The sequence below is a fragment of the Arthrobacter sp. A5 genome, assembly GCF_051131705.1.
In the GTDB taxonomy this organism is placed as follows: Bacteria; Actinomycetota; Actinomycetes; order Actinomycetales; family Micrococcaceae; genus Arthrobacter_M.
This window is the reverse complement of record NZ_CP180316.1, coordinates 789,243-812,787: the sequence shown is the minus strand read 5'-3', so window position 1 is coordinate 812,787 and position 23,545 is coordinate 789,243. Positions and strand designations below refer to the sequence as shown.

The window sequence follows — 23,545 nt, the reverse complement described above, 5'->3', positions numbered from 1 at the left end:
TCGGCACTTCCGGTGGCGTCCGTCAGCGGGGTCTTTTGCTTCTCAGTACCCAAGGAGAACCCTGTGTCTACCCCTAACAGCGCACCCGCAGCCTGGCTCACCCAGGAAGCCTTTAATCGCCTTCAGGCTGAGCTTACGGAACTGTCCGGTCCCGGCCGTGTTGAAGTGGTCAAGAAGATCGAGCAGGCCCGCTCGGAGGGCGACCTCAAGGAAAACGGCGGTTACCACGCGGCCAAGGAAGAGCAGGGCAAGATCGAGGCCCGCATCCGCCAGCTGACCGAGCTGCTCCGCGACGCCCATGTGGGCGAGGCTCCGGCCGACGACGGCATTGTGGAGCCGGGCATGCTGGTGGTGGCGAAGATTGCCGGCGACAAGACCACGTTCCTGTTGGGCAGCCGCGAGGTGGCCGGGGATACCGACCTGGACGTCTTCAGCGAGCGGTCGCCGCTGGGAGCCGCCATCCAGGGACATATAGCCGGCGACTCGCTCAGCTACACGGCCCCCAACGGCAGGGAAATTCAGGTGGAGGTCATCTCCGCCAAGCCTTTCACGGGCTGATTTCCCGGCGGTCTGGTGGTTCCGCCGTCGAGCGGGGAGGTATGCCCTTGGAGCGGCCCTTCAGGTGGCATACCTTCCCGCTCGTCGCGTGTTCGGCGGCGGACGGTGTCTTCGGCGGCGGACGGCGTCGAGGTGCGGCGGCGTCAGTGGACGACGATGGGCTGAAACCCTTCGGTGCGCAGCGCCGTGAGAACCTGTTCACAGTGCACATGGCCCTTGGTCTCCAGATTGACCGTGATGGAGACGTCACCCATGCTGATGGATCCACCCACGCGGGTGTGGTCGACGCCGGTTACGTTGGCGTCGTTCTCGGCAATGATCCGCGAAATGGTGGCCAGCGACCCCGGGCGGTCATCGAGCATCATCCGGACGGTCATGAACCGGCCAGCCGCGGCAAGACCCCGCTGGATCACCTTGAGCATCAGCATAGGATCGATATTGCCGCCCGTGAGAATCACCGCGGTGGTGCCCGGATTCTCAATCTTGCCCTCCATCAGCGCGGCCACACCCACGGCGCCGGCCGGTTCCACCACCATTTTGGAGCGTTCCAGCAGGAAGATCAGGGCCCTCGCCAGCGCGTCTTCGCTGACGGTGACCACGTCGTCGACCAGCTCACGGATGATCGAGAATGGCAGCTGCCCCGGCCGGCCTACGGCAATTCCGTCCGCCATGGTGGATACCTTTTTCAGCGGCACCAGGGCGTCCGCAGCCAGCGACGGCGGATACGCCGCCGCGTTCTCCGCCTGAACCCCGATGATCCGGATGTCCCGTCCCAGCTCCTGCGCCTTGGATTTAATGGCGACGGCGACGCCTGCCAGCAGTCCCCCGCCGCCGACCCCCATGATCACGGTGTCCACGTTGGGGATCTGTTCCAGGATTTCCAGACCGATGGTCCCCTGCCCGGCAACAACGTCGACGTTGTCGAACGGGTGGACGAACACAGCTCCGGTTTCATCCGCGTAACGCTGAGCCTCGGCCAGCGATTCGTCCACGTTGTGGCCGTGCAGCACCACCTCGGCGCCGTGCCCGCGGGTGGCCGCCAGCTTGGGCAGCGCAACTCCGAGCGGCATATAGATCCGCGCCTTGATCCCAAGCGCCTTCGCCGCCACGGCAACACCTTGGGCATGGTTTCCGGCCGATGCCGCCACCACGCCCCGAGCCTTTTCCGCGGCGGTCAGTTTAGCCATCCGCACGTAGGCCCCACGCACCTTGAAAGAACCGGCCCGTTGGAGGTTTTCACACTTAAAGAAGACCTCGGAACCGGTCTGCCGGCCCAGCGCGCGCGAACTTTCAATGGGAGTGAGAGCAATAATATCCGCCACTAAACGCTGCGCGTCCTCGATGTCGGCCAGGGTGACGGGAAGGTCGCTGAGTGCGTTCACTGATTGTTCTCTCTCGTGCTGGAAGGGGTCTCGTCCGTTGACTGGGCTCGGGTGGCAGCGCCGCGGCGGCGGGCGCGCACGCCGCGGATATCCCGAAGGGCTGTGGGCATCGGGGGCCCGCTGCCGGTGTCGGTGAGTGCCCCCGGGTTTCCGCTGCCGGGCGGTCCCGATTCGTGTTCCCAGCCGCGGACAGCAATATAGCGGACGGCGGAATTGCATACGGCCAGCAGCGGCACCGCGAAGAGCGCCCCGGGTATGCCCGCCAGCCCGGCGCCGGCGGCCACGGTCAGGATCACCGCGACCGGATGCAGCGAAACGGCCTTGCCCATGACAAGCGGCTGCAGCAAATGGCTCTCCGCCTGCTGGACCAGCAGCACAATGCCCAGCATGATCAGGGCATTGACCCAGCCGTTGGCCACCAGCGCCAGCAGGACGGCCACAATGCCGGTGACCAGGGCGCCGATCACCGGAATAAACGAGCCGAACAGGACCAGGACACCCAATGGCAGCGCCAGCGGCACACCGATGATGGCCGCTCCGGCACCGATGCCCACGGCATCAATCAGTGCAACCAGGACCTGGATCCGCACGTAGCTGACCATGGAGCCCCAGCCGCGGCGGCCGGCTCCATCGGTGGCCTGTCGTGCGCGTTGTGGCAACAACGTCACCAGGAACAACCAGATGCGTTCGCCCTCGAGCAGGAAGAAGACCAGGACGAAAAGCGCCAGCAGCAGCCCGGCAGCGAAATGCCCCGCCGAACTCCCGACGGAAAGGGCGCCGCTGAGGATGCTGCTGCTGTTGTTCTGCAGCGCGTTCAGCCCCTCGCCGATGTACTTGTCCATGTCCGCAGCAGAGACCTGGAGCGGCCCGCTGGAGAGCCATTGCTGGACTTGTTTGATGCCTTCACCGGCTTGGCCGCGCAAAGCGGAGAATCCGGCAACCATTTGCCGTCCCACCAGCGTCAGCGCACCGGTAATCACCACGATGGCTCCGACCACCGTGACGGCGACGGCGAGGCCCTTGGGTAACCGGTGCCTGCGCAGGAATGCGACAATCGGACTTATCAGCGCCGCCAGCAGCGCCGCCACCATAATGGGAATGACCAGCAGTGTAATGAAACTGAGGAGCCACAGGATAGCTCCGCTCACCAGCAGGATCAGGCCCAGGCGCCAAGCCCAGGCGGCCGCGATGCGCACCCCGTAGGGCACATCCTGGTCAACAGGACTGCTGGACGGATCATTGCTCTTGGTCGGTGGCGACATGGGTTAATAATTCCCCACCGCCGAGGAATACCGAAACCGTGTCCAGCGCCGGCCCGGTCCAAACCGTTGTTCAGCCCAGATCGGCGCTGATTCCCCACCGCATGGTGAACGCTTCCCCGGGCTCGAGCCAGCCCAACCCCTGCCCTGAATTGAAGGCATCCCCCGGCCCGGTCATCGGCTCAAGGGCCACGGCCCGGCGTCGCCCGGGTACGCGGTCGGTGACGAACAGCTGCACATAGGGGCACATGGGCTCCTGCCAGAGCGAGACCGAGCGCCCGTCCGGCGCGCTCAGCGTTTGTCGCGCTTTGCCGCCGTCGAACACCAGATCCGTGTAGGAGACATCGAGATCGAGCTCCCCCACGACGCCGCCGTAACGCAGATCGGCCGGCCCGGAGACGGCTTCGGCTCCCCTCGGGATCATCCGCTCATCGGTGAGCAGACGGGTCGCTGCGGAGATTCGAATGGTCAGCTCTTCGGTGGGCACCTCCCCGATCCGCAGGTAGGGATGGGCGCCGAGCACAAAGGGCGCCCTGGCCGCCGAGCCATTGCGCAGGGTCTGGCTGACGCACAGGTCAAGCTCCGCCGAGATCGAGTAGCGGACCTGATGCGTCAGCAGGAAAGGGTAGCCGTGCTGCGGGTAGATGTCTGCCTCCAGCAGCACATGATGCGGCGATCGTGCCACCAGCGCATAGCCCGTGTTCCGCAGCAGTCCGTGGATGGCGTTGTTCAGCGGCACCTCGGTGATGTCCAGCTGCTGGGCCGCCCCGTTGAGGTTCCACCGACCGCCGTCTATCCTGTTGGCCCACGGTGCCAGCGTGATACCCGCGCCACCCGGCGGAGTACGGTCGTCCGGGTAACTTTCGGTCAGAGCCGTCCCGGCCCTGGAAAACAGCCGCAGTCCGGCGGCAAGCGAGACGACGACGGCGGTCGCGTCGCCCCGGGTCAAGGTGTACTGGGTGCCGGTGGCACAGCCGGGCGGTGAATGTTGTCCAGCTGAGGGCTGGCCGGAAGAGGGCTGCGCTGGCGTGGGCTGCGCTGGCGTGGGCTGCGTCGGCGAGGAGAGCGGATCCGTCATTTGACCACGGTATCCTAGCTTCAGCCGAGTAGAGCTGTTATATTTTGTTTGAAAGTATTCGAATTTGATGGATGTTGCTACAGTGACTTTACCGCCGGATCAACAGTGGAGCGGATCAACAGTGGAGGGAGCCCGTGATGCTTGCACCGGAAAGACAGTCACGCATCCTCAAAGAGCTGCAGCGGTATGAAGCCGTCCGGGTTACGGACCTGGCGGCGGCACTGGGTGTCAGTGAGATGACCGTGCGCCGCGATATCGAGGCTCTTGACGGCAAGGGGATGCTGCGCAAGATCCACGGCGGTGCCACGCGCCTGACGAGGCTGAGCGCCGTCGAACCCGGTTTTGCCAGCAATTCGGACCTCCGGCCGGAGGCCAAGGAAGCCATTGCCCAGGAGGCGCTCGCACTTGTCAAGCCGGGGATGACCTTGGCGCTGACGGGCGGGACGACCACCTACCGGCTGGCCACCCTCCTGAACCGGGTGGAAGGGCTGACCGTCATTACCAACTCACTGAAGGCCGCGGAGGCCCTGTATCAGCTGCAGCCGGCTGATGGGAGCAAGGTCATCATCACTGGCGGCGAGCGCACACCGTCCGAAGCGCTGGTCGGTCCGGTGGCCAGCGCAGCGATCCGCTGCCTGAATGCCGACATCTGTTTCATGGGCGTCCATGGCATTGACGCGCGGCGCGGCTTGACCAGCCCCAATTTGGTCGAGGCACAGACCAACAGCGCCTTCACCGCGTCGGCCGAGCGCCTGGTGGTGCTCGCCGATCACAGCAAATTCAACGTCCGCAGCCTGGCCTCGGTGGCCGAGCTGAGCGACGTGGACACACTGATCACGGACGACGGCGTCAGCGCCGCCACGGCGGCGATCTTCCGGCCCCTGGTCCGGACCCTTCGCCTCGCCGTCATCCCCCCTTCACGAGCTTCTTCTGACTGGAGCGCACTATGACAACGGCCACAACCACCACGCTGGCTGACGGCCGCGAGCTCATCTATTTCGATGACGGCGACGCCGTCCGGGCGCACCTCGAGCGGGACCTGCGTCCACTGTTGCCGCGCTCGGACGCTGACACCGGTGATATCCGCTTTGACGCGCTCACCGGTGACTGGGTGGCCGTCGCGGCCCACCGCCAGAGCCGTACGTACCTTCCACCTGCTGACCAGTGTCCGTTGTGCCCCAGCAACAACGCGGGAAACCTCTCCGAAATCCCCGCGCCCGACTACGACGTCGTCGTCTTTGAGAACCGCTTCCCGTCGCTCGGACCTGCACTGGGAGCCGCACCGCAAAATCCCAGCTGGGGCACCAGCGGCAGCGCCTTTGGGCGCTGCGAAGTCGTTGCCTTCACTCCGGAGCACACCGGATCCTTCGCGGCGCTGACCGAGACCCGGGCCCGAACGGTCATTGATGCCTGGGCGCAGCGCACTGCCGCACTCAGCACTCTGCCCGGGATCAGGCAGGTCTTCCCCTTCGAGAACCGCGGTCAGGAAATCGGCGTCACCCTGCACCACCCCCACGGCCAGATCTATGCCTACCCCTACATCACCCCGCGGGCAGCCGTGATGGCGGAGGCAGCCCGGCGGTTCTACGACGCTGCCGGCGGCCGGGAGACCCTTACCGGGTCCATCCTCGGTTCCGAGCGGCAGTCCGGGGAACGGATGATCCTGGAGGGCACGCATTTCAGCGCCTACGTGCCGTTCGCCGCCAAATGGCCGCTCGAAGTCCACCTCACCCCGCACCGGCAGGTACCGGACATTGCGGCGCTGACCGGTGTGGAACGTGACGAGCTGACCTGGATGTACCTGGACCTGCTGGCGCGGCTTGACAATCTGTACGACACACCCACACCTTATATATCCGGCTGGCACCAGGCACCAGTGGACGACTTCTTCCGGCCCGCAAGCTACCTGCACCTGCAGCTGACTTCCCCCCGCCGTGCGGCGGATAAGCTGAAGTTCCTTGCCGGTTCGGAAGCTGCCATGGGTGCCTTCATCAATGACAGCACCCCGGAACAGATCGCTTCCGCGCTTCGGAACGCCGGCGGCCGGCAGGACTCCCCGCACGCACGCCTGAAGCGGAAGGTCCACTAACATGAGCAGTCCCTTTGCCCGCGACGAGCTCACCGCCCGGTTCATGGCAGCGTTCGGCCACGCACCCGACGGCGTGTGGGCCGCGCCGGGCAGGGTGAATCTGATCGGCGAGCATACCGATTACAACGAAGGTTTCGTGCTGCCCTTCGCCATCGGCCCCACAGCCAGGGCCGCGGTGCGCCGCCGGACGGATCGCACCGCCCGGCTGATCTCCAGCTACGGCGACGAGGGTCTGGTGACCGTCGATCTGGAGCGGCTGGCGCCGTCGAACATGCACGGCTGGACGGCCTACCCGCTGGGCGTGGCCTGGGTGCTTGGCCAGCAGGGCGTTACCGTACCCGGATTCGATCTCTTCCTGGACTCCTCCGTGCCCACCGGCGCCGGGCTTTCCTCTTCCGCGGCGATCGAGTGCGCGGTGGCGCTGGCGCTCAACGAGCTCACGGGAGCCGGGCTGACCCGCGAGGAACTGGTCCCGGTCGGACAACGCGCCGAAAACGAGGTGGTGGGAGCGCCGACGGGCATTCTGGACCAATCCGCGTCCCTGCTGGGCACCGAGGGCCATGCCGTTTTCCTCGACTGCCGCAGCCGGCGTGCCGAGTCCGTTCCGCTGGATCTGGCCGGTGCCCAGCTGGTGCTCCTGGTGGTGGACACCAGAGTCAGCCACACGCACGCGACCGGCGGCTACGCATCGCGCCGCGCATCCTGTGAACTCGGCGCCGAGGTGTTGGGCGTGCCGGCGCTGCGGGACCTGGGCGCGGCCGATCTGCGGGAGGCCGCCGGGCTGCTGGACGATGAAACCTACCGGCGGGTCCGCCACATCGTCACCGAAAATGACCGCGTGCTGGCGACCGTCAAGGTGCTCGTCGAGGAGGGGCCGGCCGCGATCGGCGCGCTGCTGACCGCAAGCCACGCATCCATGCGGGATGACTTTGAAATTTCGTGCCCGGAACTCGATCTTGCAGTGCAGACGGCCCTCGCCAACGGGGCCCTCGGCGCGCGGATGACCGGTGGCGGTTTCGGCGGTTCCGCCATCGCGCTGATCCCGGCGCCAGCGGAGCAGACCATACGGCAGCAGATCCTGGCAGCCTTTCACTCGGCCGGTTTCCGGCCACCGGACGTCTTCACCGTCACCCCGGCCGCCGGAGCCCGGCGCATCGCCTGATGCCCCCAGCGCCTAGGAAGACAGCGCTTGCGTGAGGCGGTGTTTGAGTACGACAGCGTTTGAGATCGGGCGTTTGAGGAAGGTCAGGCGTTTGAGTGAGACGGTAATCACGTCCACAATGGAGTCATGTCTGCATCCACGCCTGCGTCCGCTCCAGAAGCGGTTATTGTCTCCGTTGCCCGCGGCCCCATCGGCCGGGCGTTTAAGGGCTCCCTCAAGGACGAGCGCCCGGATGACCTGGCCGCTGCCATGGTCGGGGCCGCCCTGACCAAGGTTCCGGAGCTGGATCCGGCCACGCTCGATGACCTCTACCTGGGGTGTGCCGAGCCCAGCGGGGAAGCTGGCTCCAACATGGCCCGCGTGGTGAGTGTGCTGGCCGGCCTGGACACCGTTCCGGCAGCCACCATTAACCGCTTCTGCGCCTCCAGCATCCAGACTCTGCGGATGGCCTTCCACGCCATCCGTGCCGGTGAGGGGCACGCCTTTGTCGCGGCAGGCGTCGAATCCGTCTCCCGTTACCGCGATTGGAGAGGCGCAGGAGAGACGGATAGGGGCAACCACAATACAAGGTTCGACGACGCCGCCCGCCGCGCAGCTGCGATGGCAGCAGCCAACACAACGTGGACCGACCCGAGGTTGGACGGTGAGCTGCCGGACATTTATCTCGCCATGGGCCAGACAGCGGAGAACGTGGCCACCTCGCTGCGCATAGGCCGGCATGAGCAGGATCAGTGGGGTGTGCAGAGCCAGAACCGAGCCGAGTCCGCCGTGGCCAGTGGTTTTTACGCCCGCGAGATCACACCGTACACCCGGCGCGACGGCGTCGTGATCGATCGGGACGACTCCCCCCGCGCTGGCGTCACGATGGAATCCGTCGCCTCACTACAACCGGCCTTCCGGCCCGATGGCACGGTCACCGCGGGCAACGCCTGCCCATTGAACGACGGCGCCGCTGCTGCCGTCGTCATGAGCGACCTCCGGGCCCGCGAACTGGGGCTCACGCCAATGGCGCGCATCGTGTCCACGGGAGTCAGCGCTCTCTCGCCGGAGATCATGGGTCTGGGCCCGATCGAGGCCACCCGCCGCGCCCTGAACCTGGCCGGTCTAGGCATCAACGACATCGACCTGGTGGAGCTGAACGAAGCCTTTGCCGTGCAGGTGATAGCCAGCCGGCGCGAACTGGGCATCGACCCGGCCAAGCTCAACGCCTTCGGCGGGGCCATCGCACTCGGCCACCCCTTCGGCATGACCGGCGTGCGAATGGTCACCACACTGCTGAACGGCCTGGCGACGACGGGCGGCACCTTGGGCTTGGCCACCCTGTGTGTGGGTGGCGGGCAGGGCATGGCACTCGTCTTGGAGCGGTTGAATTAACGGGTGGGAGGCTGCGGAGGGGCTGGTGGCTGCTGCCGCCCGGGATCGCTGCCCCACTGCTGGCCGGGCTGCTCCGCGGGATATTCCCCACCGTGGGATCGGTGGCCCCAGCGGCCTGGACCTCGCTGAGTCTCAGCTGCGTGCGGCGGCTAATTATTTCGCATGATGGCGAGTAAGCGCAGGATCTCCACATACAGCCAGACCAACGTCACGGTCAGCCCGAACGCGGCGGTCCAGGAGTACTGGGCCGGAACCCCGTTCCGCACGCCGCCCTGGATGGAGGTGAAGTCCATCACCAGCGAGAAGGCCGCCAGGCCGATGGCCAGCAGGCCGAGCACCAGCCCGAACGGGATGCTGGTCCCCGGGATGTGCATGCTCCGGATACCCCAGGGGCTATCGGTGACGTTGAAGATCATTAGGCCGAAGTTCAACAGCGAGAACACCAGGTAGCCGCCGATGGCTATCATGAAGATCTTCGTCATCTTCGGAGTCGCCCGGACCTTGCCGCTCTTGAACAGCAGCAGCGTCACGGCGAAAACGGACAGTGTGCCCAGCACGGCCTGCACCACGATGCCCGGGAACATTCCCTCAAGGAAACCGGAGATGCCGCCCAGGAACACGCCCTCCGCAGCCGCGTAGAGCATCATCAGCGCCGGTGACGGTTCACGCTTGAACGAGTTCACCAGACCGAGCACCAAGCCGACAATCATGCCGGGGATGGTCAGCACCGGGAACATCCAGCCCACGGCTGCCCCGGCCAGCACCAGAGCAAGCATGCCCACGGTCTTGATGATGACGTCGTCGAGCGTCATTCGGCCTGTCTGTACGGGACCGGCCGATGGGGCGTTGTACAGGTCCTGCAGCTGCTGCGGATTCAGCCCGGCATCTTTGGTCGCGTAATCGGCGCCCTGGTATCCCTGGTTCTGCAGCTGGCCTTGGAACGCCGGCTTGGGATTGAAATTCTTGTTGTTGGCAAATACGGGGTTTCCGCTGACAGCCATGATGCGGTGTCCTCCACTCGGGGGCAGGTTATCAAACCTAAGCCTAACAAGTTTGACGAATCGCCGGGGGAAATAGTTCCGGCCATGCCTGCGCCCGGGACTTCGATTCGCCGGTCGATCGCGTTCCTTTGCTCACAGGATTCCACGCGGGTCGGCCGATTGCCAGGCCGGGAGCCGGACCAAATAATATGATTGGGAAACCCTGAACAATAGGCACAAATCGTAGCCAGAGCTTTGGGCGTCGACAATGAGAGACTGCTGGGCGGCCCGGAGTTCAATGGCCAATCCGACGTCTATCGTGGCCGGGTCGATTTGGAGGAGATCAGCGACCGCTCCCCGGCGGTGGCCACCACCTGCGTCGAGCAGCGGAATAATGGCCTGTTAGCTCGCAAATTGAAGTCCCAAAAAAGAGGGCCCCTGCTCTGCATAGCCGCGGGTCAAGAGCCTCTTTCTTTGTGCCCCAACAGGGACTCGAACCCTGACTGTGCAGATTTTAAGTCTGCTGCCTCTGCCGATTGGGCTATTGGGGCCCGGCGTCCAGCGTACTCGATCCGCTGTACAGGAGGGAAAACACGCTCACGAAACGCGAACGGCGCCCGCCGGCGGAAACCGGGACGGGCGCCGTCGGGCACCAAAATCTGCCAGCGTTACTCGGCCCCGACCGGGACCTCGTTTTTCGCGGCCGGAGCCGAAGCGGAAGTCGGCGCGTCGGCCGGCTTGGCAGCCGGCTTCGGCGCGGGGCCCGCTGCGGCGCGGAAGGCCGCGCGGGGACGGTCCAGGTCCAGCAGCGCGGTGGTGTCGCGGCCGGTGAACAGGCTGATGAACCAGTCCGAAATGACGCGCCATTTACGCTCGAACGTCGGCATCGCCAGGCCGTGGTAGCCGCGGTGTGCCAGCCAGGCCGGCCAGCCCTTGAGTCCGACGCCCATGATGTTGGCGACGCCCTTCCATTCGCCGAAGCCGGCGACGGCACCAAGGCTCTTGTGCTTGTAGTCCGTCAACGGCTTGTTAAAGCGTGAGGCCCACAGGTTGCTGGCCAGACGCTTTGCCTGGCGGAGTGCGTGCTGGGCGTTCGGGACGCAGATGCCCGCTACTCCGCCGCCGGTCAGATCCGGAACGGCGGCGACGTCGCCGGCCGCCCAGGCGTTCTGGATCGCGCCGAATTCACCGGTGACCCGCAGATCAGCGCCAACCTGGACACGTCCGCGCGGATCGATCGGGAAGTCGGTGGAACGGACCATCGGGTTGGCCTGCACTCCGGCGGTCCAGATCAGCGTGTCCGCATCAAATTCCTGCGCGACGGTCTTGTCCGGCATGTTGATCAGGCTCATGTGGTTGTCCACGGCGCTGGCCAGGGAGGTATTGAGCAGAACCTCGATGTTGCGGCTGCGCAGGTGCTCAATGACCCATTCCGACTGCGGTTGCGTGACCTCGGGCATGATCCGCCCCATCGCCTCGACCAGCACGAATCGAAGTTCTGCGACGTTCAGCCGAGGGTTCTGCTTCGCCGCGGTGCGGGCCATGTCCTCGAGTTCGGTGATGGTTTCGATGCCGGCAAAACCGCCGCCGACGACGACGAACGTCAAGGCGCGCTTGCGCTTGGCCGGATCCGTCTCGGTCGACGCCGCTTCAATGCGGTCCAGCACCTGATTGCGCACCGCAACGGCCTCTTCGATGGTCTTCATGCCGATCCCGTTTTCCGCCAGGCCGTTGATCGGGAAGGTCCGGGTGATGGAACCGGCTGCCACGACGACGTCGAAGTACGGGAGTTCAAAGTGCTCTCCGCCGTCCACCGGGGCTACCACGGCGGTGCGGTTTTCATGGTCGATGCTGGTGACGGAGCCCTGGATGAGCTCGGTCTGCCGCAGGTGCTTGCGGTGCGAGACCACGGCGTGGCGGGCCTCGATAGTGCCGGCAGCGACCTCCGGAAGGAAGGGCTGATACGTCATGTAGGGCAGCGGATCAACCACGGTGACGATGCCACCGGCATTGGCGATCTTCTTCTGCAGACGCAGTGCCACGTAGAGGCCGACGTAGCCGCCGCCGACTATGAGAACGCGCGGACGATCCAGGAACTGGGGTGTAGGAGCCATGCCTCCATGGTACAAGACTTTGTGAAAACATTCACTAACGGTTTCCGGGTTCGCTCTTAGCGGGAGAATCCACGGGTTTCCGGCTCCCTGGGGCCACGGCTGGGCGCGATGGGCGGCTGCCGTACCGGTCAGCGGGAAGGTCGGCAGATTGGTCGGCGGCGTCCTGCCCTCGGCGGGCTACGAGCAGGTGAATGGTCCCGCCCGCCAGGATGGCCAGGAACAATGCCAAGAAGCCGATCACCACGGTGCCGGGCAGTGCACCGTCCAGCTCCGACGGCGCGAGCGCCACCGGAACCGTCGGAACAGGCAGGGCCGGGGCAGGCGCGGATGTCGCGGCCGGGCTGCCGGGCGGGGTATGCGCAGGGATAGCCTCGGTGCGCCGATGAACCCGAATCCAGTCGGCGATGCTTCCCAACGGATTTTCGCTCACGACCGGAACATCCGCCGTCACAGCGGCCTCGGCGTCGAGCAAGCCGTAACCGTACAGCGCATTGGGGATCGGCTCGCCTTTCCCCTTGGCAGTCGTCACGATCCGGTTGATCACCTGGGCCGCCGACATGTCCGGAAACTCGGACCGGATCAGCGCCGCGACGCCAGCCACGATCGGTGCCGCCCCCGACTTACCGCTCCAGTCCGCGTACCCGCCGCCGGGCAGACCGCCCACCAGCTTCTCCGCCGGCGCGGAGACCCCGATGGTGATGCCTTGGGAGGAGGAATCCTGGCTGGCCGTACCGTCATGGTCCAGGCCGGCCACAGCCAGGACGCCCGGGATGGTGGCCGGCGCCCCGACCTGTGCGCTGCCGGTCTTCCGGTTGCCCGCGGCCGCAACGATCACCACGTCCTTTTGCTGGGCATAAAGAAATGCATCGTCCCAGCTCTGCGGCCAGGCCGTCGAGGTGCTGCCCAAGGACATGTTGATCACCTTGGCGCCGTTATCCACTGCCCAGCGCACGGCAGCGGGTATCTGTTCCTCGACGCTTTTCCCGGATGGGTTGGTGCTGCCCAGCCAGGCGGAAACCGTCAGCAGTTGGGCCTCGGGAGCCACCCCGATGACGCCGTCGTCCCCGGGTCCTACTTGAGTCGGGATGGGCCTCCCGTCGGGACCGGCCGACGCCGAACCGGACGCCGCATGTCCACGACCCGCCAACAGGGTGGCCACCAGCGTGCCATGCACCGGCTCAGCGCCGATCCCCTTCTGGCCATCGGCGCCGCCGGAACCGGAGACATCGGTGCCGCCGACCAATGCACCGTTGAGATCCGGGTGGGTGCCGTCAATACCGCTGTCGATGACGGCAACCTTAACACCAGCGTCCTTGGAGACATCCCAGGCCTTGGTGATGCCGTACGTGTCGAGCCAGTATTCGCGGTTGCGGATGTCGTCGGCGCTTGCCGGCGACGCTGTGGCGAGTCCCGCCATTGACATTCCCGCGAAGACGGCAAGCGTGAGCAAGACCGCGGCTGCGGGCCGCAGCATCGTTGGTAGCTGCATCTATTTCTCGTCATCCTCGTCGGTGCCGACCACATCGGTGTTGACCTCTTCAGCCATGGCCACCGGTGGCAGCTGGCAGAGCCTAGTCCTGCCGGGAGATCCCCAACGCTATGCCGTCCAGAATATCGTGTTCACTCGCCGTAACCGAGTCGACCCGCCCCGCGGTGAGGACACCGAGCCTGGCGACCACCGTCCGCCAGATCAGCGCACCGGCACCAATGACATCCACCCTGCCCGGATGCATAAACGGCAGTGCCTGACGCTGTGCACGCGTCATCCCGAGCAGATCCGTGCAGGCCCGGATGATCTGGGCTGCCGGCAGAACGGCACCGTGGATCTGCCCGCGGTCGTAACCGGGCAGGTTCAGAGCCTGCGCCGTGATGGTGGTCACCGACCCGGCCACGCCGATCAGGCTGTCAACCTCCGCCAGCGGTACGGTGGCCAGCACGGCGGAGATATTGTCCTCGATTTCGGCCTCTGCCGCGGTGATCTCGGCAGCCGTCGGCGGATCACTGAGCAGGTACCGCTCGGTGAAGCGCACGCAGCCCATATTTGTGCTGATTCCGGCCTGGACACCCGCGGTGTTTCCGGCCACAAATTCAGTGCTTCCGCCACCAAGATCCACCACGAGCGCCAGCGGCAGGCCCAGGCCGGGCAGCACGCTGGCCGCACCTGCGAACGACAGGGCCGCTTCCTCGTCCCCGCTCACCACTTCCGGTTCAACTCCGAGTCGGGCGCGGATTCCGTCGATGAAGACCTGCCGGTTCTGCGCGTCCCGGGTCGCTGAGGTGGCCACGAACCGCACGCGCTGTGCCCCATGGGTTTTGATCAGCTCCGCATAGTCCTCCGTGGCGGCGAAGGTCCGCGCCAGCGCCTCCTCCATCAGCCTGCAGGTCGCATCCACTCCCTGTCCCAGCCGGACCACCCGCATTTCACGGTGCACATCCGTAAGGACGCCGTTGTCGTTATCGGCAATTAACAGGCGGATCGAATTCGTTCCGCAATCAATGGCGGCTACACGCATGGGAGACCTTTCTTTGGCGCGGATCTTTGGCGCGGACCTTCGGCGCGGACCTTCGGCGCGGTTCATTGGCCGGAGAGGCCCGCGTTAGCCCGTGTTCGTCCGGGGGCGGGGACATTACGGTGTCTGGTGCATGTGTTTGACATGCCGGCTCAGGTCCCGGGCCGGAACGGGACTCTCCGTGTCCCAGGCACCGACGCAGTAGCAGCGGTCCCGAGTCCACCATTCGACTATCCCCTCGATAGTCTCATCGCCCAACGGGTTGACGCCGGGGCCGGCAGCCAAGGCATGGCCCACCAGGACATGCAGGCACTTCACCCGGGTGGGCATGCCGCCGGCCGAGATGCCGTCGATCTCGGGGACGGGACCGGTACCGGCCCGTGCGCCGATTTCCGCCCGAGCCTGCAGATAAGCCTCATGCGCGCCGCGGTAGGCTGCCGCCAGTCCGGGCTCGGCCAGAAGCCGCTCGCTCATCCGGTTCATCAGGCCTGCGGCCTCAAGCCGCGAGACGGCGGCCGTAATCACGGGGTGGGTCAGATAATACGTCGTCGGAAAGGGGATTCCATTACTGAGCCGTGGAGCGGTGGCGGCCACCAGTGGGTTACCGCAGACACAGCGGGCCGGTATTTCGACGACGTCGCGGACGGGGCGGTTAAGCTGGCGGCTGAGGGTGTTCAGATCCTCAGCCGTGGGGACACGTCCCGAATCGGATGCGGATGTGGGGGCTGGTGTGGTCACCGACGTCCTTCCTGGAAAATTGGGCTTGGTGGTCCGTGGCAGCGGGGCTGTGGCAGTGGCGGTGCTGATCGGTCCAACAGTGTCAGGGGTGCGGAATGCTAGCCGATGGCGGACCGCTTGATCGATTCCCAGAGCCCGTCGACCCACGGCAGGTTTCCGTTCGGAGCAGCCTGGGACTTCGAATCCATGCTCTTCTCCGGCTGCGCGCTTATTCCATCGGCTCCGTACACCCAGTAGCCGGTTTCTCCGGGCATCACCATGTTAACCCGGTCCCGGGCCTGCTGCTTGATGTACGCCGGGTCGCTCCAGCGGGACAGCTCGCTTTTCAGGTCCGACTGCTGCTGCGTTTTGGCTGCGATGTCCTGGCTCAACGCGGTAATCTGCGCCCGCTGCTGCAGATACGTGTGTACGGAGGGCGCGAGCAGTACGGTGATGGTCAGCAGGACGACGGCGAGGGCCAGCAGGCGCCCGGAGAAGGCACGGGCCGGAACCGGCCTCGGCGCCGCGCCGGCTGCGGAACCGGCCCGCTTTGCGACTGCGGGTTTACTGTCCGACGATCTGCCCGGTCCGCGGTTGCGTCCCCACGGCTTCCTGCCCCACGACTTCTTGCCCGAAGGCGTCGGGCTGGCCGCCACCGACGAGCCGATCACCGATGCGCCGCCTGCCGATGAACCGGACGCCGGTGAACTGTCCGACGAAGCGGCCCGGGGCGTGCCGTTGGGCAGCTCGCCGGGGCGTCCGTCTCCAGCGCTCCCGCCGCGCGCACCGGCGGGTGCCTGTGCGCGGGGGACTTTGGGACGACGGGTGGCCATGATTCTCCTGAAATTCGGCAGTAGCTGCGGCCGGGCTCCCGGCCAATTCACGCCCGGCGGCCGGGGCGCGCGGTTTCACGAGTGAAGGCCGCGGCGGGACCGGCTAAGGCTTGGAGTTAACCTTAGCCAGTCGCGGGGCCTTACTTGGCCGTGAAACGCGGGAAGGCGGCCGAGCCGGCGTAACGCGCGGCGTCGTCGAGCTCTTCTTCAATGCGCAGCAGCTGATTGTATTTGGCCACCCGCTCGGAACGCGCGGGCGCACCTGTCTTGATCTGACCGGCATTCGTGGCAACACAGATATCCGCGATGCTGGTGTCCTCGGTCTCACCGGAGCGGTGCGAGGTAATCGTGGTGTATCCGGCGCGCTGAGCCAGCGACACGGCGTCGAGGGTCTCCGTCAGCGTGCCGATCTGGTTCACCTTGACCAACAGGGAATTGGCCGTCTTCGCGTCGATTCCGCGCTGCAGCCGCTCCGGGTTGGTGACGAAAAGATCGTCGCCCACGATCTGGACCCTGTCGCCGATGGCGTCGGTGAGGGTCTTCCACCCGTCCCAATCGTCCTCGTCCAGTGGGTCCTCAATGGAAACCAGCGGATAGTCACGAACCAGTTCCTCGTAGTAGGCGCTCATGTCCGCAGCCGTCAGGGACTTGCCCTCGAACTGGTAGGTGCCGTCCTTAAAGAACTCCGAGGACGCGACATCCAGTGCCAGTGCCACGTCCTTGCCGGGGGTGTAACCAGCCTTCTTGATGGCCTCCAGGATTAGATCAAGCGCGGCACGGTTGGACGGCAGGTTGGGCGCGAAGCCGCCCTCATCTCCCAGCCCGGTAGAGAGCCCCTTCTCCTGCAGCACGGACTTGAGGTTGTGGTAGACCTCCACTCCCCAGCGCAGGCCCTCGGAGAATGTTGCCGCGCCGAGCGGGACCACCATGAATTCCTGGATGTCGACATCGGAATCCGCGTGCGACCCGCCGTTGAGAATGTTCATCAGCGGCACGGGCAGCACATGGGCATTAGGGCCGCCCAGGTAGCGGTACAGCGGCAGGTCTGAGGAATCCGCGGCGGCACTGGCGACGGCCAGCGAAACACCCAAGATGGCGTTGGCGCCCAGGTTTGACTTGTTCGGGGTGCCGTCCAGCTCCAGCATGGTCTGGTCAATCAGGCGCTGGTCCGTAGCATCGAAGCCGATAAGCGCCGGCGCGATGGTGTCGATGACCGCGTCGACGGCCTGCCGGACGCCTTTGCCCTGGTAGCGGCCCTTCTCATTGTCACGGCGTTCCGCTGCCTCGAAGGCGCCGGTGGACGCGCCGGACGGGACGGCCGCGCGCCCTACCGATCCGTCGTCGAGCCCCACCTCTACCTCAACCGTCGGGTTGCCTCGGGAATCCAGAATTTCGCGTGCATGAATGGCATCAATAATGGCCATGGATGGCTCCTAAGATGTGTTGTCCAGAGTCTTGGGTAACTGGCGGATGGAAGTCGACCTCGCTGTCCCACCTAGCCTAGCGCGTTGCCGGCGGGCCGGACCCACGTCCAGCCGACACCCGGGCTCGGGAGCACGGTTGGGGACGTGTGGTCGCCGCGCGGAATCCGGGATCGGATACCGCGAAAGAGTCGAAAAAAGTCTTGACTGTCCATTTATAGCGATATATCGTTGACCTATCGCGAAGTTTCTTGAAGAACACCCGCAATCCCGGGGGACAACGGCGTGAGCGTGTCCGCCGCCCGGGGCCACTGGGTGCATCCCGGCCGTCCAACCGGCCGCGCCAGACAGAGCAAGCCGACAGACAGAGCAAGCAGACAGACAGAGCAAGCCGGGAGGAATCCCCCGGCGTACCTCCCCTCTTAAAACGAAAGTACTCATCATGAACAGCAACGAAGCTTTCCCCAACGACAGAAATCCGGCCGGCCCGGAAGGCGCGGAACGGCAATCCTTCGGCGGCCCACCACACGGACGTGGCCAGCACGACCACGGCCCGTCGAACGCCCAGGGCTCCCCGCCGGATCCGGCGTCAGAATCGTGCAGCGACCCCTCGGGAGAGTCCGGACGCGGCTGGGGTCCCGGCGGCTGGGGTCCAGGCGACCGGGGTCCAGGCGACCGGGGCCACCGCGGTGGTGGCCGCGGGGGTCCCGGTTTCGGAGGTCCGGGGTTCCCGGGTTTCGGCGCCCCGGGGTTCCCGGGCTTCGGCGGTCCGGGGCTCCCCGGATTCGGCCGGGGATTCGGGCCGGGCGGCCGGGCCCGCAAGGGCAATGTCCGCAGTGCCATCCTGTCCCTGCTCAGCCAGGCTAGCTACAACGGCTATGGCCTCATCAAGGCCATCGTCGTCCACACGGATGGAGCTTGGCGTCCCAGCCCCGGATCCATCTATCCGGCCCTCGCGGCGCTGCAGGCCGAGGAGCTCATCAGCCCGGTCGGCGAAGGCCGCCGGACCGAGTTTGAGCTCACGGGGCAAGGCAGGGACTATGTGGCCGGTCATCACGAGGAAATGGCCGCGGTCTGGCAAGAGGTCAGCGAGGAAGCGGGCGTCGGCCAGGAACTGCGTCTGAGTAGCGGCAAACTCATGGGGGCCGTACGGCAGATCGGCGCCGACGGCACCGAGGAGCAGCAGCGGAGCGCCACGGCAGCCCTCGACGTAGCGCGCCGCACCATCTACAAGCTGCTCTCTGACTGACCTGCCCTCGGGCCACTTGTCCACAGGACAAGGCAGCCTCCCGAGCACCAGCTCCCGATCAGCCGTCCCCGAGCCCCGGATCTCCTGCACAGTCCGAATGAACAGCACAAACAACTGCCCGGCAGCCGCGGCCCGAAAGCGGGTCCATCACAGCTGCCGGGCAGTCGCTTAGCCGGGGCTGATTTCGGAGGTCTGGAAGCGGCGGACGGCCGAGCGCAGGGCACGCTCGGCGTCCAGTCCGGCCGCGCGCGCGGAGCGGACGACGGCGAACAGCACGTCCCCAAGTTCGTCCTCCGTCCGCGGGCCGGAAGCGGCGACGCCGGCACCGGCGGGGTCAAGCAACCCCGCGCCAGCCGCGGAGCGCGCGCGGGCGGCGCGGTCCAGCGATTTCTGCGCCAAGGCCAGCGCTGGCAAGGCTCTGGGGATGCCGTGAAACGGGGACTCTGTGCCGCCGCTGACTGATTTCTCCCCAGCCGTGAATTCCCCTGCCTTGGCTTCGCCCGGCTTGGATTCGCCTGTCTTGGATTCCCCAGCCTGATTCTCCCCGGCCTTGATCCGATGCCAGGTAGTTTCGATCGTGGCGATGTCCGAGGGGAAGGTGTCCTGCAGCGATCCGTCCGACTGGAAGACGTGCGGACTACGGCGGATCAGTTTCTCTGCCAGGGCCTGCGCGACGTCCGCAATATCAAAGCCACCTACTTCCTGCGCCAGCCGGGCGTGCAGCACCACCTGCAGCAGGATGTCGCCGACTTCGCCCTTGATCTCGTCGCCGGATCCGGTCTCGATTGCCTCGACGAGCTCGTATGACTCCTCAATGAGGTACTGCACCAGCGATTCATGCGTCAGCGCCCGCATCCAGGGGCAGTGCGTCCGCAGCTGATCAATCACCTCAATTAGGCGCAGCAGCGCCGTTGCCGGGTCGGCTGGGGGAGGCATGTCAGCGTCCGCCGGTATAGGCCTCAATGAGGTGATCGGCCAGCGCCTCACGGTCCTCCAACGGCAGGAAGGCCGCCTCCGCCGCGTTCAAGGACAGGGCCAGCAGATCATCCAGGTCATAGTCGAAGATGTCCACCAGCAGCTCGAACTCATCGGTCAGCGTGACCCCGCTCATCAGCCGGTTGTCCGTGTTGATGGTCACCCGGAAGCCGGTCTGGTACAGCAGGTCCAGTGGATGGTCCGCGATGCTGCCGCCGAATCCGGCGATGGCCCCCGTCTGCAGGTTCGAGGACGGGCAGATTTCCAGCGCAATACCGCGGTCCCGCACCCAGGCGGCAAGCTCCCCCATGGTCACGATGCCAACCGTGTCCTCATCATCGGCACCGTCGAAATCCCCGCCGGCCGTGCGGGAGTCCGCGCCGGCTTCCTCGGCGTCCTCCGCCGCGACGTACTCCACCTCGATGTCCTCGGCGATGCGTACGCCATGCCCCAGCCGCTGGGCACGGCCGTGCACCAGCGCGTCCTGGATGCTCTCCAGTCCGGCTGCTTCACCGGCATGCACGGTCGCCGGAAAATTGTGCTCGGCCAGGTAGGTAAAGGCGTCCTTGAAGCGCGAGGGAAGGAAGCCCTCCTCCGCCCCGGCGATGTCAAAGCCCACGGCCCCGGAGTTCCGGTGCCGGACGGCCAGCTCGGCGATTTCCTGGCCGCGGTCCGCGTGCCGCATGGCCGTGATCAGCTGCCCCACCTGGATATGCCGTCCTGATTCCTCCACCGAGGCCACCCCGGCTTCCAGACCTTCCTGCACGGCTTCAACCGTTTCATCCAGAGTCAGGCCGGCCGTCAGGTGCTGCTCGGGTGCCCAGCGCACTTCGCCGTAGACGACGCCGTCGTCCGCCAGATCTTCAACGAACTCCCGGGCAACCCGGATCAGGCCGTCCCGCGTCTGCATTACTGCGATGGTGTGGTCGAAGGTTTCCAGGTAGCGGACCAGCGAGCCTGAATCAGCCGACTCGCGGAACCACTGGGCCAAGGCCACCGGGTCCGTGGAGGGCAGCTTATGCCCGGCAGCGGCTGCCAGTTCGATGATGGTGGCGGGGCGGAGACCTCCGTCCAAATGATCGTGCAGGGAAACCTTCGGCAGGCTCTGCAGGTCCAAAGCCTTCTCGGATGCGGTCATGGCGTCTTGCGCGGATTCAGTCACCGTTCAACTCTAACGCCCTGATCCCTGGCGCTGTCGGTTCGCACGCCGTCCGCCGCGGGAGTCTCGGCCGGCAGCGGATCGGCCGACGGCGGCACTCGGATCGCCGACGGCGGCACTCGGGTCGCCGTCGTCGCCCGTTCCGCCTCCGCCCGGTCGGGTTGGTCCGCGGCTGGCTGACTTCCTGCTGACTGACCCGCTGCGGGGCTGGATTTCGCCCGTTTGCCGAGCCATCGGTGGAAGAACTTCATCGCGTTATCAACGATGAAACCCATGAGGATGGCAAACACGATGGCGATGCCCACGCCAAGCAGCGGGTTGTGATGCACCCATCGTCCGGCAAAGCTACCGATGCCCACCGAATATCCGGACCAGGTCAGGGCCGCGGCGAAGTCCAGCCAGAAGAACTTCTTCCAGGGGAAGCGCGTTGCGCCGGCGGTGAAGTTGACGGCAATCCGGCCCACCGGAATATACCGGGCGGTGAAAATCAGGATGGCTCCGCGCTTGTCCAGTTCCTTGCGCGCCCACTCAAACGCCTTCGCCGTCCGCGGCCTGCGCATCCAGCGGAATCGGGTGACGCCGAGCTTGCGCCCCAGGAAATAAGCAATGTTATCTCCCACGATGGCGCCGATGGCGCCGCCGGCCAGCAGCAGCCAGATGTTCGGCTCCCCCAGCCTGGAGGAAATCGCGGCGAGGGCCACAATGGCTGTTTCGCTGGGGAGGAACAGAAAGAATCCATCGATCAGGCAAAAGAGCATCACCAACGGCACAATCCACCATTGGTTTGCCGAGTGCTCAATCAAACGGTTCAGCTCGCCCATTAGGTGGGGTAAGGCATTCAGCAGGTCCACTGGGGACGATTCCTCTCCGGGGGTGGGATACTAATAGTTTCCCACGCCACGGGCACCCGCGCCATCAATCCTTCGGCCTACATTTCGCGCCCCTGCTCCACCCTGGGGATGAGCCTGCCGGCCGCATTCCTAGCCGATGCGACCAAGGATGAGCTTGGCCGCCGGCCGCGAGCCTTCCGGAGCGATCAGCACCGCCTCCGCGAGCGCTTCCCGGGCCCGCGCGAACTTCTCTGGAGTGTCCGTCAGCAGCGTCATGAGTGGCTCCCCGGCCCGGACCAGTGCACCGGGTTTGGCGTGCATCCGCACGCCGGCTCCAGCTTGGACAGCGTCCTCTTTGCGCGCACGCCCGGCACCCAGGCGCCAGGCTGCGACGCCGACGGCCAAGGCGTCCAGCCGCACCAGGACCCCGTCCGCCGGAGCGTAGATCACGTCCGATTCCCTGGCCGCCGGGAGCTGTGCCTGCGGGTCACCGCCCTGGGCCGAAATCATCCTGTTCCAGACGTCCATTGCCCGGCCGTCCTTGAGCGCCGCCGCGGGATCGGCGCCGTGCACGCCGGCGCCGGCCAGCATTTCTTCGGCCAGCCGGACGGTCAGTTCGACGACGTCTTCCGGGCCACCGCCGGCGAGCACCTCGAGGGACTCCTGAACCTCGATCGCGTTCCCGGCGGTCAGCCCCAGTGGCGTGTCCATATTTGTCAGCAGCGCCACGGTACTGACCCCGGCGTCCTGGCCCAGGGCCACCATGGTCTCGGCCAGCTCGCGGGCCATCCCCTCGGTCTTCATAAAGGCCCCCGAACCGACCTTCACATCCAGCACCAGGGAGCCGGTGCCTTCGGCAATTTTCTTGCTCATGATCGAGGAAGCGATCAGCGGTATCGATTCCACCGTGCCGGTGACATCACGGAGCGCGTAGAGCTTCTTATCGGCCGGTGCCAGCCCGGCACCGGCGGCGCAGATCACGGCCCCCACCTCGCTGAGCTGGCGCATCATGTCGTCATTGCTGAGTTCGGCCCGCCAGCCCGGAATGGATTCCAGCTTGTCCAGGGTACCCCCAGTGTGACCGAGCCCCCGGCCGGAGAGCTGCGGGACGGCCACACCGAACACCGCGACCAGCGCCGCCAGCGGAAGCGTGATCTTATCCCCTACGCCCCCGGTGGAGTGCTTGTCGCTGGTGGCCTTGGGTGCCCCGGCCGGACCGCGCAGGCCGGAGAAGTCCAGCCGTTCTCCGGAGGCAATCATGGCCGCGGTCCACGCCGAGATTTCCTCCCGCCCCATGCCATTGAGCAAGATGGCCATGTTCAGCGCGGCCATTTGTTCCTCGGCTATGGTGCCGCGCGTGTAAGCGTCAATGGTCCAGTCGATTTGCCCGCGCGTCAGCGTGCCGCGGTCCCGCTTGGTGCGGATAATGTCGACGGCGTCGAAGGTCTCGGTCACGGGGTTTCCTCCAGATGTTGGGGCCCGAACGCATCGGGCAGCACTTCGTCCATTGTTTTGATGCCCCGGGTGGTCATGAGCTGCATTCCGGGCGCGCGGAATTCATACAGCAGCTGCCGGCAGCGACCGCACGGCATCAGTACGGCCCCCTGCGAGTCCACACAGTAGAAAGCTGCCAGCAGTCCGCCGCCGGACAGCTGGAGATTTCCGATCAGGGTGCATTCGGCGCAGAGTGTGAGGCCATAGCTCGCATTCTCCACATTGCAGCCGCTGATGATCCGGCCATCGTCGGTCAGCCCCGCTGCGCCGACAGGAAACTTCGAATACGGCGCATAAGCGCGCAACATCGCTTCCCTGGCTGCGCCGGCCAGCGCGGCCCAATCGACGGGATCTGCCATCT

The 23,545-nt window shown here is 65.9% G+C and carries 21 protein-coding genes and 1 tRNA gene; 6 read left to right on the top strand and 16 right to left on the bottom strand.

The features are described from left to right. The first annotated feature begins 63 nt into the window (after positions 1-63). Positions 64-558 carry a transcription elongation factor GreA gene (gene greA / locus ACLLJI_RS03790; RefSeq protein WP_434618097.1) on the top strand — a complete coding sequence of 165 codons (495 nt, stop codon included), beginning with the start codon at positions 64-66 and terminating at the stop codon, positions 556-558. A 143-nt stretch (positions 559-701) separates the two neighbouring features. On the opposite strand, the gene ilvA is transcribed toward greA, so the two are convergent. The 3 genes from ilvA to ACLLJI_RS03775 form a co-directional block, all read right to left on the bottom strand. Beyond that, positions 702-1,940 carry a threonine ammonia-lyase gene (gene ilvA / locus ACLLJI_RS03785; RefSeq protein ID WP_283558586.1) on the bottom strand — a complete coding sequence of 413 codons (1,239 nt, stop codon included), beginning with the start codon at positions 1,938-1,940 and terminating at the stop codon, positions 702-704. Continuing rightward, the gene (locus ACLLJI_RS03780; RefSeq protein WP_434618093.1) at positions 1,937-3,202 is read right to left on the bottom strand and encodes an AI-2E family transporter; all 1,266 of its coding nucleotides are present in this window, start codon (positions 3,200-3,202) and stop codon (positions 1,937-1,939) included. The genes ilvA and ACLLJI_RS03780 overlap by 4 nt, the downstream gene beginning before the upstream one ends. A gap of 70 nt (positions 3,203-3,272) precedes the next feature. After that, the gene (locus tag ACLLJI_RS03775; RefSeq protein ID WP_434618090.1) at positions 3,273-4,277 is read right to left on the bottom strand and encodes an aldose 1-epimerase family protein; all 1,005 of its coding nucleotides are present in this window, start codon (positions 4,275-4,277) and stop codon (positions 3,273-3,275) included. 137 nt (positions 4,278-4,414) lie between these two features. On the opposite strand from ACLLJI_RS03775, the gene ACLLJI_RS03770 reads away from it, so the two are divergent. The 4 genes from ACLLJI_RS03770 (at position 4,415) to ACLLJI_RS03755 (ending at position 8,902) form a co-directional block, all read left to right on the top strand. Beyond that, positions 4,415-5,227: a DeoR/GlpR family DNA-binding transcription regulator gene (locus ACLLJI_RS03770; protein ID WP_434621161.1), complete on the top strand. Its 813-nt coding sequence runs from the start codon at positions 4,415-4,417 to the stop codon at positions 5,225-5,227. Then, complete coding sequence (galT, locus tag ACLLJI_RS03765; protein ID WP_434618087.1) at positions 5,224-6,366, top strand: galactose-1-phosphate uridylyltransferase; 1,143 nt, start codon at positions 5,224-5,226, stop codon at positions 6,364-6,366. Before ACLLJI_RS03770 ends, galT begins: the two co-directional genes overlap by 4 nt. 1 nt (position 6,367) lies before the next feature. Next, positions 6,368-7,528 carry a galactokinase gene (gene galK / locus ACLLJI_RS03760; RefSeq protein WP_434618084.1) on the top strand — a complete coding sequence of 387 codons (1,161 nt, stop codon included), beginning with the start codon at positions 6,368-6,370 and terminating at the stop codon, positions 7,526-7,528. Between the two features lie 126 nt (positions 7,529-7,654). Next, the gene (locus tag ACLLJI_RS03755) at positions 7,655-8,902 is read left to right on the top strand and encodes an acetyl-CoA C-acetyltransferase (protein WP_434618081.1); all 1,248 of its coding nucleotides are present in this window, start codon (positions 7,655-7,657) and stop codon (positions 8,900-8,902) included. 149 nt (positions 8,903-9,051) lie between these two features. Here ACLLJI_RS03755 and ACLLJI_RS03750 read toward each other — a convergent pair whose 3' ends face one another. The 8 genes from ACLLJI_RS03750 to eno all read right to left on the bottom strand — a co-directional run bounded on the left by ACLLJI_RS03750 (position 9,052) and on the right by eno (position 17,480). Next, positions 9,052-9,903 (bottom strand): Bax inhibitor-1/YccA family protein, encoded by an 852-nt coding sequence (locus ACLLJI_RS03750; protein ID WP_434618078.1) that lies wholly within the window; start codon positions 9,901-9,903, stop codon positions 9,052-9,054. Positions 9,904-10,359: 456 nt separating this feature from the next. Next, a tRNA-Leu gene (locus tag ACLLJI_RS03745) sits at positions 10,360-10,433 on the bottom strand. A 117-nt stretch (positions 10,434-10,550) separates the two neighbouring features. After that, positions 10,551-11,996, bottom strand: a complete 1,446-nt coding sequence (locus ACLLJI_RS03740; RefSeq protein WP_434618075.1) for an NAD(P)/FAD-dependent oxidoreductase — start codon at positions 11,994-11,996, stop codon at positions 10,551-10,553. A gap of 34 nt (positions 11,997-12,030) precedes the next feature. Continuing rightward, positions 12,031-13,485 (bottom strand): S8 family peptidase, encoded by a 1,455-nt coding sequence (locus ACLLJI_RS03735; RefSeq protein WP_434618072.1) that lies wholly within the window; start codon positions 13,483-13,485, stop codon positions 12,031-12,033. A gap of 82 nt (positions 13,486-13,567) precedes the next feature. Beyond that, a complete protein-coding gene (locus tag ACLLJI_RS03730; protein WP_434618069.1) occupies positions 13,568-14,509 on the bottom strand; it encodes a Ppx/GppA phosphatase family protein in 942 nt (313 codons plus the stop codon). Between the two features lie 114 nt (positions 14,510-14,623). Further along, positions 14,624-15,244: a DUF501 domain-containing protein gene (locus tag ACLLJI_RS03725; RefSeq protein WP_434618066.1), complete on the bottom strand. Its 621-nt coding sequence runs from the start codon at positions 15,242-15,244 to the stop codon at positions 14,624-14,626. A gap of 98 nt (positions 15,245-15,342) precedes the next feature. Next, positions 15,343-16,056, bottom strand: coding sequence for an FtsB family cell division protein (locus tag ACLLJI_RS03720; RefSeq protein ID WP_434618063.1), 714 nt, complete (start codon positions 16,054-16,056; stop codon positions 15,343-15,345). A gap of 140 nt (positions 16,057-16,196) precedes the next feature. Continuing rightward, entirely contained in the window at positions 16,197-17,480 is a 1,284-nt protein-coding gene (gene eno / locus ACLLJI_RS03715; protein ID WP_434618060.1) for a phosphopyruvate hydratase, read from the bottom strand. A gap of 439 nt (positions 17,481-17,919) precedes the next feature. Between eno and ACLLJI_RS03710 the strand changes: the two genes are divergently transcribed. Beyond that, complete coding sequence (locus ACLLJI_RS03710; RefSeq protein ID WP_434618057.1) at positions 17,920-18,726, top strand: PadR family transcriptional regulator; 807 nt, start codon at positions 17,920-17,922, stop codon at positions 18,724-18,726. 168 nt (positions 18,727-18,894) lie between these two features. Here ACLLJI_RS03710 and ACLLJI_RS03705 read toward each other — a convergent pair whose 3' ends face one another. From ACLLJI_RS03705 to ACLLJI_RS03685, 5 genes are all read right to left on the bottom strand, one after another. After that, the gene (locus tag ACLLJI_RS03705) at positions 18,895-19,662 is read right to left on the bottom strand and encodes a MazG nucleotide pyrophosphohydrolase domain-containing protein (protein ID WP_434618054.1); all 768 of its coding nucleotides are present in this window, start codon (positions 19,660-19,662) and stop codon (positions 18,895-18,897) included. 1 nt (position 19,663) lies between these two features. Then, positions 19,664-20,839: an adenosine deaminase gene (locus ACLLJI_RS03700; RefSeq protein WP_434621158.1), complete on the bottom strand. Its 1,176-nt coding sequence runs from the start codon at positions 20,837-20,839 to the stop codon at positions 19,664-19,666. 20 nt (positions 20,840-20,859) lie between these two features. Beyond that, on the bottom strand, positions 20,860-21,711 hold the full coding sequence (locus tag ACLLJI_RS03695; RefSeq protein WP_434618051.1) for a DedA family protein: 852 nt from the start codon (positions 21,709-21,711) through the stop codon (positions 20,860-20,862). 129 nt (positions 21,712-21,840) lie between these two features. Beyond that, positions 21,841-23,145 (bottom strand): thymidine phosphorylase, encoded by a 1,305-nt coding sequence (locus ACLLJI_RS03690; RefSeq protein WP_434618048.1) that lies wholly within the window; start codon positions 23,143-23,145, stop codon positions 21,841-21,843. Further along, positions 23,142-23,543 carry a cytidine deaminase gene (locus ACLLJI_RS03685; RefSeq protein ID WP_283558568.1) on the bottom strand — a complete coding sequence of 134 codons (402 nt, stop codon included), beginning with the start codon at positions 23,541-23,543 and terminating at the stop codon, positions 23,142-23,144. The genes ACLLJI_RS03690 and ACLLJI_RS03685 overlap by 4 nt, the downstream gene beginning before the upstream one ends. Positions 23,544-23,545 lie beyond the last annotated feature (2 nt).